The sequence below is a fragment of the Clostridium sp. OM02-18AC genome, from assembly GCF_003481825.1.
Lineage (GTDB): Bacteria > Bacillota > Clostridia > Lachnospirales > Lachnospiraceae > Brotaphodocola.
This window is the reverse complement of record NZ_QULW01000008.1, coordinates 24,704-38,174: the sequence shown is the minus strand read 5'-3', so window position 1 is coordinate 38,174 and position 13,471 is coordinate 24,704. Positions and strand designations below refer to the sequence as shown.

Annotated in this window: 12 protein-coding genes; 1 reads left to right on the top strand and 11 read right to left on the bottom strand. The window is 48.8% G+C overall.

What is annotated here, in order from left to right:
- The first annotated feature begins 105 nt into the window (after window positions 1–105).
- Window positions 106–441: a hypothetical protein gene (locus tag DXB18_RS07210; RefSeq protein WP_207665771.1), complete on the top strand. Its 336-nt coding sequence runs from the start codon at window positions 106–108 to the stop codon at window positions 439–441.
- A gap of 175 nt (window positions 442–616) precedes the next feature.
- On the opposite strand, the gene DXB18_RS16145 is transcribed toward DXB18_RS07210, so the two are convergent.
- The 11 genes from DXB18_RS16145 to murB all read right to left on the bottom strand — a co-directional run bounded on the left by DXB18_RS16145 (window position 617) and on the right by murB (window position 13,413).
- Entirely contained in the window at window positions 617–790 is a 174-nt protein-coding gene (locus DXB18_RS16145) for a hypothetical protein (RefSeq protein ID WP_182430506.1), read from the bottom strand.
- 238 nt (window positions 791–1,028) lie between these two features.
- Complete coding sequence (gene lysS, locus DXB18_RS07205; RefSeq protein WP_118706862.1) at window positions 1,029–3,125, bottom strand: lysine--tRNA ligase; 2,097 nt, start codon at window positions 3,123–3,125, stop codon at window positions 1,029–1,031.
- Between the two features lie 74 nt (window positions 3,126–3,199).
- Window positions 3,200–3,685, bottom strand: coding sequence for a transcription elongation factor GreA (gene greA / locus DXB18_RS07200; protein ID WP_118706860.1), 486 nt, complete (start codon window positions 3,683–3,685; stop codon window positions 3,200–3,202).
- 340 nt (window positions 3,686–4,025) lie between these two features.
- A complete protein-coding gene (gene dusB, locus DXB18_RS07195; protein WP_118706858.1) occupies window positions 4,026–4,994 on the bottom strand; it encodes a tRNA dihydrouridine synthase DusB in 969 nt (322 codons plus the stop codon).
- The gene (locus tag DXB18_RS07190) at window positions 4,991–5,377 is read right to left on the bottom strand and encodes a DUF6145 family protein (protein ID WP_118543794.1); all 387 of its coding nucleotides are present in this window, start codon (window positions 5,375–5,377) and stop codon (window positions 4,991–4,993) included. The genes dusB and DXB18_RS07190 overlap by 4 nt, the downstream gene beginning before the upstream one ends.
- Window positions 5,378–5,628: 251 nt before the next feature.
- Window positions 5,629–6,603 carry a 6-phosphofructokinase gene (gene pfkA / locus DXB18_RS07185; protein ID WP_118543793.1) on the bottom strand — a complete coding sequence of 325 codons (975 nt, stop codon included), beginning with the start codon at window positions 6,601–6,603 and terminating at the stop codon, window positions 5,629–5,631.
- A gap of 139 nt (window positions 6,604–6,742) precedes the next feature.
- Complete coding sequence (locus tag DXB18_RS07180; RefSeq protein WP_118706856.1) at window positions 6,743–10,210, bottom strand: DNA polymerase III subunit alpha; 3,468 nt, start codon at window positions 10,208–10,210, stop codon at window positions 6,743–6,745.
- Between the two features lie 123 nt (window positions 10,211–10,333).
- Entirely contained in the window at window positions 10,334–10,591 is a 258-nt protein-coding gene (locus DXB18_RS07175) for an HPr family phosphocarrier protein (RefSeq protein ID WP_118543791.1), read from the bottom strand.
- A 40-nt stretch (window positions 10,592–10,631) separates the two neighbouring features.
- Window positions 10,632–11,597, bottom strand: a complete 966-nt coding sequence (gene whiA, locus DXB18_RS07170; protein ID WP_118543790.1) for a DNA-binding protein WhiA — start codon at window positions 11,595–11,597, stop codon at window positions 10,632–10,634.
- Between the two features lie 37 nt (window positions 11,598–11,634).
- Window positions 11,635–12,492: an RNase adapter RapZ gene (gene rapZ, locus DXB18_RS07165; RefSeq protein WP_118706854.1), complete on the bottom strand. Its 858-nt coding sequence runs from the start codon at window positions 12,490–12,492 to the stop codon at window positions 11,635–11,637.
- A gap of 12 nt (window positions 12,493–12,504) precedes the next feature.
- Complete coding sequence (murB, locus tag DXB18_RS07160) at window positions 12,505–13,413, bottom strand: UDP-N-acetylmuramate dehydrogenase (RefSeq protein ID WP_118706852.1); 909 nt, start codon at window positions 13,411–13,413, stop codon at window positions 12,505–12,507.
- Between the last annotated feature and the right edge of the window lie 58 nt (window positions 13,414–13,471).

The window sequence follows — 13,471 nt, the reverse complement described above, 5'->3', positions numbered from 1 at the left end:
CCTCGCCAATGCACTCGCGAAAAAGTTTTCTGTTCGCTTTTGATATGTTACCGTCTATCTAAACAATTTAACCTCCAACCAGACGAACTTGCTAAATTCATGCATATGCTTGCACTTGCTCGTAATAAGTGTGCTCATGATGAACGGTTCTTTGATATTAAATTCAAAGAAAGAATTCATACAAAAAGCATCAAAAATTTTTCCGTTCTCGGAATTGTACGTGCAGCGGATGGTTCCTATACTTATGGAACAAACGATGCCTACGCTATAGCAATAATGTTTGCCTTATTATTGAGCAAATCTGATTTAAACGATTTTATATCATCCATGAGAACTGCTTTTGCTAAACTTCAAAAACAGCTACAATCTGCCACTGCTGTGGTCAACGCTACATTGAATTCTTTCCCAATGCAAAGCAGGAAAACCTTTTTATCGGAATGATTCACGCATTTCTCTACATGGGGATTCCCAAGTATGTTGATTTTTTATATTTTTTAGGAAACTAGTGTTCTTTGTAAAGCCATTCGGCTCATTCCTCAAAAATTCTGATATACTTGAATTCTCTCCATTACTTTTGCATTCGGTTTTTGTGATAGTGTTAGTTTTTATCACAATACTACCAGTCCCCACCGCATTCATCCATCGCATCATCCACACCATCTGCATAATCTCTATCTCTGTCGTATCTGTCATAATCGTAATCCCCATCCATATAAATATCATCATATCCGTCATCATAAGAATCGTATGCAGAATAAGTACTTTTCTTTGTTGCAGTACTCTTTTTCATACTGCTGCAAAAAGCACTACCAACATCTTGTTAAACAAATTCTTTTTCATACAAATCAGCCTCCTTGTCAATAAAACCGTTCGATTATTTCATTGCTCTTTCTGATTCGTATTCTAGCACCTTAGGTGTCCTATAAATAGGCCTCGCCTGTTTCATACGCAACATTTTCTTTTTGCTATAAAAAAGCACCTCTTAGATCAACTCTAAGAAGTGCTCTTACTTCATTTTATATTTAATTTTAGTACAGCTTTGCGCCTGCCGGAATGTGGTTGTCTACCATCAGCAGGTTCAGCTTCTCTTCGCCGTTCTCCTCGCATACTGCGCTAAGCAGCATACCGTTGGACTCGATGCCCATCATAGCTCTCGGCGGGAGGTTGGTGATGGCGATGAGGGTCTTGCCTACCAGCTCTTCCGGCTCATAGTATGCATGAATACCGGAAAGGATGGTGCGGTCGGTACCGGTTCCATCGTCCAGGGTGAACTGCAGAAGCTTTTTGGATTTCTTGACTGCTTCGCATGCTTTTACCTTCACTGCGCGGAAGTCGGACTTGGAGAAGGTCTCGAAGTCTACGTGCTCCTCGAACAGCGGCTCTACCGTTACGTTGGAGAAGTCAATTTTCTCGTTCGGGGTGAAGAAGCCGTTGTTGTCACCTGCAGACTTGGTCTCGCCCTCTGCTGCTTCAGAAGTGCTGTTATCTGCTTTGGAAGCTTTCTTATCTGCATCCAGGCTCTTCATGGTCGGGAATAATAATACGTCACGGATGGCCGGGTTGTCGGTCAGAAGCATAACCAGACGGTCGATACCATATCCGATACCACCTGTCGGAGGCATACCGATCTCCAGTGCATTCAGGAAATCTTCATCAGTGTGCTGTGCTTCGTCATCGCCTGCTGCCGCATTTGCATCCTGCTGTGCAAAACGCTCTCTCTGGTCGATCGGATCGTTCAGCTCGGAGTACGCGTTACACATCTCCCAGGTGTTGATGAACAGCTCGAAACGCTCTACCTTGTTCGGATCAGACGGTTTCTTCTTGGTGAGCGGAGAGATTGCCAGCGGGTGATCCATGATGAAGGTCGGCTGGATCAGTTCTTTCTCGCAGTACTCCTCGAAGAACAGGTTGATGATATCGCCCTTGGTGTGACGTACCTCGTATTCAATGTGATGCTCGTCTGCCAGTCTCTTTGCTTCCTCATCGGTCTCAACTGCGTCAAAGTCGATGCCTGCATATTTCTTGATCGCATCGTTCATGGTCAGGCGTGCAAATGGCTTGCCGAAATCGATCTCGGTTCCGTTGTAGGTGAACTTGGTGCTTCCGCAAACCTTCTCAGCCAGATAACGGAACATGCTCTCGGTCAGCTCCATCATGCCTTCATAGTCAGTATATGCCTGATACAGCTCCATCAGGGTGAATTCCGGATTATGACGAGTGTCTACACCCTCGTTGCGGTATACACGACCAATCTCGAAGACTCTCTCGAGGCCGCCTACGATCAGTCTCTTTAAGTACAGTTCCAGGGAAATACGAAGTTTTACATCCTCGTTGAGGGCATTGTAATGAGTCTCAAACGGACGTGCTGCTGCACCGCCGGCATTGGATACCAGAGTCGGGGTCTCAACTTCCATGAAGTCTCTTCCTGCAAGGAAGTTACGGATCTCTTTGATGATCTGGGAACGTTTGATGAAGGTGTTCTTCACATCCTCATTCATGATCAGGTCTACGTATCTCTGGCGGTAACGCATATCGGTATCGGTGATTCCGTGGTATTTCTCCGGAAGGATCTGCAGGCTCTTGCTTAACAGAGTCATCTTCTCTGCATGAATGGAAATCTCACCGGTCTTGGTGCGGAATGCATAGCCTTCTACACCGAAAATATCGCCGATATCGGATTTCTTGAAATCTGCATAGGATTCTTCACCAATGGCATCTTTTGCCACGTATACCTGAATGGTTCCCTGTAAATCGCGGATGTTGCAGAAAGAAGCTTTACCCATGACACGTTTGAACATCATACGTCCGGCAATGGATACATGGATCGGCTGTGCGTCCATGATTGCTCTTCTTTCATTATAATCTGCATTCAATGCTTCTTTTGCCTGTGCTTCGTCCATTCCTTCTGCGCTGAACGGTGCTCTTCCAGCCAGGATCTTCGCTTCGTGCTCATCGTAAAGCTTTTTCACTTCAACAGAATGATGCGTCTGGTTGTACTTTGTGATCTGGAACGGATCCTTGCCTGCTGCCTGAAGGTCTGCCAGTTTCTCACGGCGAACTTTCAAAAGCTGGTTGGTATCCGGCTCTTTTGCATTCTGCTGCTTTGCGTTCTGCTGCTCTGCCATCTTTTCCCTTACTCCTTTGTTTCTTCTATAAATAAATGATGTTGGGCAAAAAAGCGTTTGCCCCTATGGTATGATTAGGATACTCTCTGGATCTCCAGAATCTTGTACTGAAGTACGCCAGCCTGGGTTTCTACGTCTACCACGTCACCAACGCTCTTGCCGATCAGGGCTGCGCCTACTGGAGACTCGTTGGAGATCTTGTTCTGAAGGCTGTTTGCCTCGGTGGAACCTACGATCTTGAATTCCATCTCCTCATCAAAGTCTACATCGTATACTTTTACTTTGCATCCAACGCTTACTTTGTCTAAGTCGATCTCGTCCTCATCTACAACCTCTGCGTTCTTTAACAGCTTCTCCAGCTCTTCGATACGCAGCTCGATGTCTCTCTGCTCGTCTTTTGCTGCATCGTACTCAGCGTTCTCGGATAAGTCGCCCTGTTCTCTTGCCTCTTTGATCTTCTGGGCGATCTCCTGTCTGCGGTTGATCTTTAAGTCCTGTAACTCATCTTCATACTTTTTTAAACCTGCATAGGTTAAAATGTGTTTCTTAGCATCTGCCATGTTGCTCATTTCCTTCCTTTTTACGTTGCCGGTAACTACTGGCAACAAAATAAAATCCCCTCAAATCATTACTGCGTTCTGTCAGCGCGGTCTTGTATCTTCGCCATCGTTACTGATCACGCATCGCGCAAACAGCAGCCGATTTTCTTTCCATTTCCGCCTGCAGTAACAGGATTTTTCTTTAGTCATACATTCTGAATATTATACTTGAAAGCACTTTTCTTGTCAAGCACGGTATCGCGCCGGATTTCGCGGAATTTTGCCAGATTTTTGTTGCGCTGCATATCGAAAAAATGGTACGAACGCCCCACTGGTTCAAAACAATTTTGGCTCGAAATCGTTATCCCAGCATTCCGTACCGCCCCAGCAGTTCCACCAGCTGCTCCTCGGTTTCCAGCATGTTGCACTCCCGGCGGATCGTTGCGGAATGCGGAAGCCCGGCTGTGTACCAGGCGATGTGCTTGCGCATCTCCTTCATGCCGATGTACTCGCCTTTCAGCGCGACATGCATGCGGGTGTGGCGCAGGATCATCTCGCCGACTTCCACCGGTCCCGGAGCGGGAAGCACTTCCCCGGTTTCGAGGTAATGATTGATCCGATGAAAGATCCATGGGTTTCCCCTTGCGCCGCGACCGACCATAAGACCGTCGCAGCCGGTTTCGTCTAACATCCGCTTTGCATCCTGCGGCTCGAAGATATCACCGTTTCCGATGACCGGGATCTTCACGGCATCTTTTACCTGCCGGATGATGTCCCAGTCTGCCTTGCCGGAATAGTACTGCTCCCTTGTTCTTCCGTGCACGGCCACGGCAGAGACGCCGCAGCTTTCCGCGATCTTCGCAATCTCCACGGCATTGACATGGTCATCGTCAAAGCCCTTGCGGAACTTGACGGTAACCGGCTTGTGTACCTTTTTCACCAGAGCAGACAGCAGTTCTTCCACCAGCTTTGGATTTTTCATGAGTGCGGAGCCTTCGCCGTTTCCGACGATCTTCGGCACCGGGCAGCCCATGTTTAAGTCGATGATATCGTAAGACCCGTCCTCGATCTGATGCGCAATATCGCTGACGATCTCCGGATCGGAGCCAAACAGCTGGATGGATACCGGCCGCTCTCCCTCTCCGATTGCCATCAGGTCTTTCGTGTTCCGATTCTTATAGAGAATGGCTTTTGCACTGACCATCTCCGTCACCAGAAGGCCGCAGCCCTGCTCTCTGCAAAGCTGGCGGAATGACATGTCGGTCACGCCGGCCATCGGTGCCAGGATCAGGTTGTTTTCCAGTTCTACATTTCCAATGCGCAGCTTCATGTTTCCGGGCCCTCACCTGTATCAATTCCATAGCTTTCCGCCACTTCCTCTGCATCTTCCCCGAGATAAAACACCTTAAAGTAAAGCTCCAAAGCCTTTAAAAATTCCTGTCCCTCCTGGCGGTACTGCTTGATCTTTAAATCGGCTCCGATCTCGTCGCAGTAGCCGTCGTACTCAGAAATGGTATGCTTAAACTCCAGGGTACCGTCCGGCTCGAATTCCATGGTTAAAATGCCGCCGCATTCCTCGGTAAACCATACACACATTACATGAAGCTGTTTCTTGACTGCCTCCGGGAGGCTGTCAAATTCTTCATTAAAATAATATTTTTTTTCGTAGCTGTTAGAACCACAAAGAACGATATTTCCGTCCTGTCCTGTCATCTGCTTTTTTCCTCCTGAATCTGTTTTGCTGCCGCATGTTTCAGTCACTGGCCTTGCGCATGCATGTCTGTGAACACGATTTTGCTGCAGATTGTCAAAAAAATTTCATATCCGTAAACATGAAACACGCCCGGCGCATGATGCCGCCGGGCGGAACTGTCTATTCTTGTTGTCTGATGCGCATTTCCCATTTGAAACCGATTCATGGTGTTTCCCATTCCTCGTCGGATAACGGTCTGCGCAGCGGATTTTTATTTTGCCAGCATCTTCGCGATCTCGAACTGCTCCTCGGAGATGTCTTTCTTCATCTGGAGTGCTTCCTGAATATCGAAATCCACGAACTCGCCATGCTTATAAGCAACCAGGCGGTTGCTCTTTCCTTCGCACAGAAGCTCTGCTGCCCTTGCACCCATAATAGACGCATAAACACGGTCCTTACAGGTCGGGGTGCCGCCTCGCTGCATGTGGCCCAGAATGGTTGCACGGGTCTCAATACCGGTAGCTGCCTCGATGCGGCGTGCCATGGACGTGGAATGTCCGATGCCCTCTGCATTGATGATGATGTTGTGCTTTTTGCCGCGCTTGCGGTTCTCGATGATGCGGTCGATGAGCGCCTGCTCGTTGCCATCGTAACGCTCCGGCAGCAAAATGTCCTCTGCACCGTTTGCAATGCCACACCACAGTGCGATATAACCTGCGTTACGTCCCATAACCTCAATGATACTGCAGCGCTCATGGGATGTCGAGGTATCACGTACCTTATCGATTGCCTCCATCGCGGTGTTGACTGCAGTATCGAAACCGATGGTGTAGTCTGTGCAGGCAATGTCCAGATCGATGGTACCCGGAACACCGATGGTGTTTACTCCGAGTGCTGCCAGCTTTCCTGCTCCGCGGAAAGAACCGTCCCCACCGATGACCACGATTCCGTCAATGCCGTGCTTGCGGCAGATCTCCGCTCCAGCCTGCTGACCTTCCGCAGTTACAAACTCCATACATCTTGCTGTATACAGGATGGTACCTCCACGGAAAATGATATTGGACACATCGGTACTGCTCATGTCGACGATTTCTTCCTGCAAAAGTCCCGCATAGCCTCGCATGATACCCTTTACTTTCATGCCCTTGCTGATTGCAGTACGTACCACCGCACGGATGGCCGCGTTCATACCCGGAGCATCTCCTCCGCTTGTCAGGACACCGATTGTCTTTACTTGCTTTGCCATAGTTGTCTCCTCCTGTTACCCTTCAGTTTTAGCACTGCCGCCTTTTACGCTTTACCCGACAGCAGAACCTCTCCATTCCATTTTCTCTCGAATTCAAATGCACTTTTTTTCATACAACGTGTATTCTAAATCATTTTTCCTATCTTTTCAATCCCTTTTCCACAACTTTGATATTCTTTTCACCAAGATTTTTCACAAGTTCCGAAAGAATGGCGTCTGATGCAGCCACATGCCAGTTGGCTGGAAGGATTTTTTTCGCCCGCTCTTTTTCCAGATAAATGATCACGGTATCATTTCCATCTGAGCCGCGCAGAACTTTGCTGATCGTCGGCCACAACATGTCATACTGGGGCTTATCTGTAAATTTCAGCCACAGATCCTTTGGCACCTGGTCAAATGGAATCACCTGTTCGCAGATCAGCCGTCCCACCGGATCATCTCCAATGGAAGTTCTGCCGCTGATGAAGACCTTCGCGTCTTCATTCAGAAGGTTCCGCTTACTCTCGTAATCACGCGGGAACACGATCACCTCCACAGAACCGACCATGTCCTCGAGTGTCACAAATGCCATCTGCTGACCATTCTTAGTCAACTTCACCGTCTTTGCGGTGATCATGCCGCCAATCGTGACGCGAACTCCGTCTTCCACCACAGCTCTTCCACTCTCTTCATCGACCATAAAATCGGTTGTCTTCGCTGTAATACTATTTTTCCAGGTTTCCAGATATTCATCCATCGGATGACCGCTGATGTAAATGCCGAGGATTTCCTTCTCAAATGCAAGAAGTTCTTCTTTCGGAAACTCCGGCACATCCGGCATGGTGATCTGATACTGCTGTTTTTCTTCTTCTGCCGCAAAATCGAAGAGACTCAGCTGTCCTTCCAGCACGTTTTTACGGTCTTTGGTTTTCTGGTCAAGAAGTTCCGGTGCGATCATGGTTTTCTGCCTGCGGTTTCCAGGAAGCGAATCCATAGCTCCGGATTTGATAAAGTTCTCCAGGGTTCTCTTGTTTACCTCGCGTCCGCCCATGCGCTCCACAAAATCATCGATGGAGGTGAACAGTCCGTTGTTTTTGCGTTCTTTTATGATCTCATCCACCACGTTGCGTCCAATGCTCTTGATGGCCGACAGACCATAGCGGATGGCATCTCCGGAAACAGAGAAACCGCTCTGTCCCTCATTGATGTCCGGCGGCAGAATGCGGATTCCCAGCTGACGGCAGGTCAAGATGTACTCGGAAACCTTCGTGACATTATCCATGACCGAGGTCATCAGCGCCGCAAAAAACTCCTTCGGATAGTAATATTTCAGATAGGCTGTCTGGTATGCCACCACCGCATAGCAGGCAGCGTGCGACTTGTTAAAGGCGTACTTGGCGAAGTCGATCATCTCATCGTAAATGTGGTTCGCTGTCTTCTCATCGATGCCGTTTGCGATACACCCCTTTACATTTTCCTCCGGATTGCCGTAAACAAAGTTCTGACGCTCCTTTTCCATGACTGCAGTCTTCTTTTTGGACATGGCACGGCGCACCAGGTCACTTCGGCCCATGGTATAGCCAGCCAGGTCCCGGACGATCTGCATAACCTGCTCCTGGTAAACGATACAGCCGTACGTCGGTCCCAGAATATGCTCCAGCTGCGGACAATCGTACGTGATGGAATCTTTGTCGTTCTTTCCTTTTAAATAACGCGGAATAAAGTCCATAGGACCCGGGCGGTACAGGGAAATTCCTGCGATGATATCTTCCAGGTTCTCCGGACGCAGTTCCTTCATGAAACTCTTCATCCCGGAACTTTCCAGCTGGAAAATGCCATCGCACTTTCCGGTGCCAATGGAAGCCAGGACCTGTTTATCGTTGTAATCGATCTTTTCCATCTCCAGATGGACGCCATAGTTTTCCTCCGCCTGGCGGACCGCATTCTGAATGACAGTCAGGGTACGAAGACCCAGGAAATCCATTTTCAACAGCCCAAGTTCTTCCAGAGTCGTCATCGTAAACTGCGTGGTGATGGTTCCGTCGGACGCACGGGAAAGCGGTACAAATTCGTCCATCGCACGCTGACCGATCACAACACCGGCCGCATGCATGGAAGTATGTCTCGGAAGTCCCTCCAGACGCTTTGCCATGTCAATGAGATGGTGTACCTCATCATCATTCTGGTATGCTTCCCGCAGATCCGGGCTCTGTTTTAACGCCTTGTCAAGTGTCATGCCAAGGTCGCCCGGAATCATCTTCGCAATGGCATCACAGCGCGCATATGGAAGATCCAGGACACGTCCCACATCCCGCACGACACCCTTTGCCGCCAGGGTACCAAAGGTAACGATCTGCACTACCTGGTCTTTTCCGTATTTTTCCACAACATAGTCAATGACTTCCTGACGCCGTTCGAAACAAAAGTCAATATCGATATCCGGCATGGACACACGCTCCGGATTCAGGAAACGCTCAAAGAGCAGGTCATAGCGCACCGGATCGATGTTTGTGATCTCCAGACAATAGGAAACAATACTGCCCGCCGCAGACCCTCGTCCGGGTCCTACCATGATATCATGCGACCGCGCAAAATGAATGAAGTCCCAGACGATCAGGAAATAATCAACGTAACCCATATTGTGGATGACTCCAAGCTCATAGGCAAGCCGTTTCTGCAGGGTTCCGTCGTCGTCCGGATAACGCTTTGCCATACCATCCTGGCACAGCTTATTCAAGTAACTCCAGGAATCATAGCCCTCCGGCACTTCATACTTCGGCAGTTTTGTCACACCAAATTCAATCTCCACGTTACAGCGCTCGGCAATCTTATGGGTATTGTCGATGGCTTCCTGTGCATAAGGAAACAGTGCCCGCATTTCCTCTTCCGATTTCACATAATACTGACCGCCTTCATAGCGCATGCGGTTTTCATCGGATACCTTTTTTCCGGTCTGGATACACAAAAGGATATCGTGCGCTGCCGCATCTTCTGCCAGGATATAGTGGATATCGTTGGTTGCTACCAGATCCATGGACAGTTCGCGGCTCATGCGCATAAGCCCCTGATTCACCGTTTTCTGTGTGGGGATGCCGTGATCCTGCAGTTCCAGGAAGAAATTTTCCTTTCCGAAAATCTCCTCATAATGTCTGGCAGAGCGGCAGGCTTCCTCGTACATGCCGCGGGCCAGATAACGCTGTACCTCGCCTGCGAGACAGGCGCTTAAGGCAATCACACCTTCGTGATACGTTTCCAGTACTTCATAATCCACACGTGGTTTATAATAGAAACCGTCTACAAATCCTTTGGAGACAATTTTCATCAGGTTATGGTATCCGGTATCGTTCTCCGCCAGAAGGACCAGATGGTAATAACGATCCTCCCCATTTGTATTTTCCCGGTCAAAGCGGGATCCTGGTGCCACATAAACCTCACAGCCAATGATCGGCTTAATTCCAACTTCTCTTGCCGCACGGTAAAAATCAATGACACCATACATGACACCATGGTCTGTGATCGCCATGCTGTCCATGCCCAGTTCTTTTGCCCGCGCCGCCAGTTCTTTGATCTTACAGGATCCATCCAGAAGACTGTATTCTGTATGGACGTGTAAATGTGTAAATGCCACGTTTTTCTCCTTTTTACCTTCAGACTCTTACCGAAAAACAGGGCGGAAATGATTCCATTTCCGCCCTGCCATTTCAGCATTTGTTGTATCAATTATCTCTTTGGGGGAATGACCGCTTTGATCTTATTTCTCTCCCTTTAAGTACTTTTCAATGTTGTCGAGTGCTTCTTTTTCATCTTCTCCGTCCGCAGAAACGGTAATCTCCTCACCAGCACCCATGCCAAGGGTCATCATACCCATAATGCTCTTTGCGTTTACACGGGCATTATTGTTCTCTACATAGATCTGACTGTCAAACTGGCTTGCGATCTGTACCAGCATTGCAACTGGTCTTGCCTCAAGTCCGGATGAAAGTCCAATGGTGATCGTTTTCTTTAACATAATTATCCTCCTCGTTTTCGGGCACAATCAAAACTGCTTGTTATGCCCCTGTGTCTGGCCGTTCCTGTCTTAGAACTTCTGCCATATTTCCCAGTTTTCTGAGACGATGGTTCACACCTGATTTCCCGACCGGCGGATCCAGAGCCTCTCCCAGCTCTTTTAACGTGGCCTCCGGTCTGGTCAGCCTTAACTCTGCGATTTCCCTTAAGTTTTCCGGCAGACTGTCAAACCCCGCCGTATCCCTGATGTAGATGATATCTTCCATCTGTTTGACTGCCGCCGATACCGTTTTGTTGATATTGGCTGTCTCACAGTTTACCTGCCGGTTCACACTTCCGCGCATCTCCTTGAGAATACGGATGTTCTCCAGCTCCATAAGCGCAACCGGTGCTTCCATAATATTTAAGAGATCAACGATCTGACTTCCCTCTTTGATGTATACCACGAAATATTTTTTCCGCAGTACGATCCGGGCTTCGATTCCCATAGAAAGGATGAGTCCCTGGATCTGCTTTGCCTTTGCTTCGGTCGCACAGGCAATCTCAAAATGATAGAATTTTTCCGGATCGCTGATAGAACCTGCTGCCAGAAACGCTCCTCGGATAAACGCGCGCTTGCAGCAGTTCTGCATCAGTACCACATTCTGGGCCAGTGACAGATTTTCCTCAATCTCCCCGTATGGGTCGATCAGTTTCACTGCCTGAAGTACCCGCATGGCATCCTCATGATGGGTAACCGCTACGGTACAGGTCCTGTTTTTGTGGTTTCCGATGCTCTGCCGTATGGAGACATCAATTCTTATATTAAATGTTTTTTTCAATAATGTAAAGTACTTTCTTGCAACTGCCACATTTTCCGTATGGATTTTGACCCGGTAGCGGTTGTTTTCTGAGATCTGAATGCGGCCGCAAAGGCTTAAGATCGCCGCGATCTCCGCAATCTGACAATGCCTTGCCGGTGACAGCTGACGGGAAAGTTCTTCCTTCACCTTTGAAGAAAATGACATGTTCTGCTCCTATCGTTTGCTTTGTACTCCGGTATTGCTACTTTTCGATGTCCCGGTGTTCGATCTTCAGCCCGTATTCCTCAAATCCGCTCAAATGCTGGTACAGGGCATTGGCAACCGTAACCGACCGGTGCTTTCCTCCGGTACAGCCAATGGCAATGACCAGCTGGTTTTTGCCTTCCTGCACGTAATTCGGAATTAAGAAATCCAGCATTTCATAGAGCATGGAGAGGAATCGGTCTGCCGTGCCGCCCTGACGCACGTAGGCCTGTACCTCGGCCTCCTGACCGGTATGGCTGCGCAGCGCCTCCACATAATATGGATTTGGAAGGAAGCGCACATCGAATACCAGGTCCGCATCACTTGGGATTCCATATTTAAACCCAAATGATAAGACCGTGATAAACAGATTCTGGTATCTGTGATCCTGCACAAATATTTTTTCCAGTTCCTTGCGCAGTTCCCTGGTCAAAAGACTGCTGGTATCTAAAATCACATCCGCCTGACGCTTTATAAAATCCAGTTTTTCCCGTTCCAGACGGATTCCGCTGTCTACCCGTCCCTTTCCCGCAAGCGGATGGGATCTTCTGGTTTCTTTATAGCGCTTCACCAGGGTTGCATCACTGCTGTCCAGAAACAGGATCTCATACGGGACCTGCTGCTGTTTCCAGTTTTCCAGAACCTGTTCCAGCTGCGGCAGTTCTTCGCCGCTGCGGATATCAATACCAAGCGCCACCATCTCGTGAGCCGCCGGTTTTTGCATGACAAGCTCCACGAACGCTTCCATCAGGGGGATCGGCAGATTATCTACACAGTAGAATCCCAGATCCTCCAGCATTTTTAAAGCCGATGTTTTCCCGGCTCCCGACATTCCCGTCACGATTACCAGTCTCATCTGTACTCTCCCTTAAAATTCTCCAAGCAATTTCACTTCCAACTCCAGTTCCACCCCGAACTGCTCTTTTACCTCCTCCTGCACCTGTCTGCAAAGAGAAAGAATATCCGCAGATGTGGCATGATCCCGGTTAATGACAAAACCGCAGTGCTTTTCCGATACCTGGGCACCACCCACCGTAAATCCGCGAAGGCCGGCATCCTGGATCAGTTTTCCTGCAAAATAGCCTTCCGGGCGCTTAAAAGTACTTCCCGCACTTGGATATTCCAATGGCTGTTTTTCCCGGCGTTTCGCTGCCAGATCATCCATGACGGCACGGATCTCATCGGGATCTCCCGGCTGCAGCATGAGCACTGCCTCCAGCACAATGTAACCCTTTTTCTGGATGCAGCTGGTGCGGTACCCAAGCTCCAGTTTTTCTGCCGGAAGCGTTACAACGTCTCCTTCCGGCGTCAGCACGGTCACCTCTTTCAATACCTGACACAGTTCCCCACCGTAGGCACCTGCATTCATAACTACGGCACCGCCAATGGTTCCCGGAATCCCGGCTGCAAACTCAAAACCGGTTAGCGAAGCTGACAACGCCTGCTTTGCCACATAAGAAAGCAGTGCGCCGGCACCTGCCCGCACAAAATTTTCTTCCACCGTGACCTGCCCAAATGGCTTTCCAAAGGAAACCAGCACCCCGCGGTAGCCCAGATCGCCCACCAGCAGGTTGCTGCCGTTTCCGAGAATGGAATACGATAGCTTTTCTTCCTTACAGATGGCAAGCACCTGTTTTAATTCTTCTGCACTGGCCGGTTCGATGTAAATATCTGCCGGACCTCCGGTGCGGAAGGTTGTATGACGGCTCATAGGCTCATTCGTTAAACATGTTCCCGCCGTTACTGCCTGTTTCAATCTTTCTGCTGCCTGTTTCATGTTGTTCCTTCTGCCTTTATTTTTTGATTGCTGTTTCATGTTCGCAAGGGCTGCTGTT

Bases quoted from the DNA above. Each gene is read 5' to 3' on its own strand.
- whiA (WP_118543790.1), bottom strand. From the start codon at position 11,597: ATGTCATTTTCTTCAAAGGTGAAGGAAGAACTTTCCCGTCAGCTGTCA.
- lysS (WP_118706862.1), bottom strand. From the start codon at position 3,125: ATGGCAGAGCAGCAGAACGCAAAGCAGCAGAATGCAAAAGAGCCGGAT.
- DXB18_RS07190 (WP_118543794.1), bottom strand. From the start codon at position 5,377: ATGACAGGACAGGACGGAAATATCGTTCTTTGTGGTTCTAACAGCTAC.
- dusB (WP_118706858.1), bottom strand. From the start codon at position 4,994: ATGAAGCTGCGCATTGGAAATGTAGAACTGGAAAACAACCTGATCCTG.
- pfkA (WP_118543793.1), bottom strand. From the start codon at position 6,603: ATGGCAAAGCAAGTAAAGACAATCGGTGTCCTGACAAGCGGAGGAGAT.
- murB (WP_118706852.1), bottom strand. From the start codon at position 13,413: ATGAAACAGGCAGCAGAAAGATTGAAACAGGCAGTAACGGCGGGAACA.
- rapZ (WP_118706854.1), bottom strand. From the start codon at position 12,492: ATGAGACTGGTAATCGTGACGGGAATGTCGGGAGCCGGGAAAACATCG.
- DXB18_RS07210 (WP_207665771.1), top strand. From the start codon at position 106: ATGCTTGCACTTGCTCGTAATAAGTGTGCTCATGATGAACGGTTCTTT.
- greA (WP_118706860.1), bottom strand. From the start codon at position 3,685: ATGGCAGATGCTAAGAAACACATTTTAACCTATGCAGGTTTAAAAAAG.
- DXB18_RS07175 (WP_118543791.1), bottom strand. From the start codon at position 10,591: ATGTTAAAGAAAACGATCACCATTGGACTTTCATCCGGACTTGAGGCA.
- DXB18_RS16145 (WP_182430506.1), bottom strand. From the start codon at position 790: ATGAAAAAGAGTACTGCAACAAAGAAAAGTACTTATTCTGCATACGAT.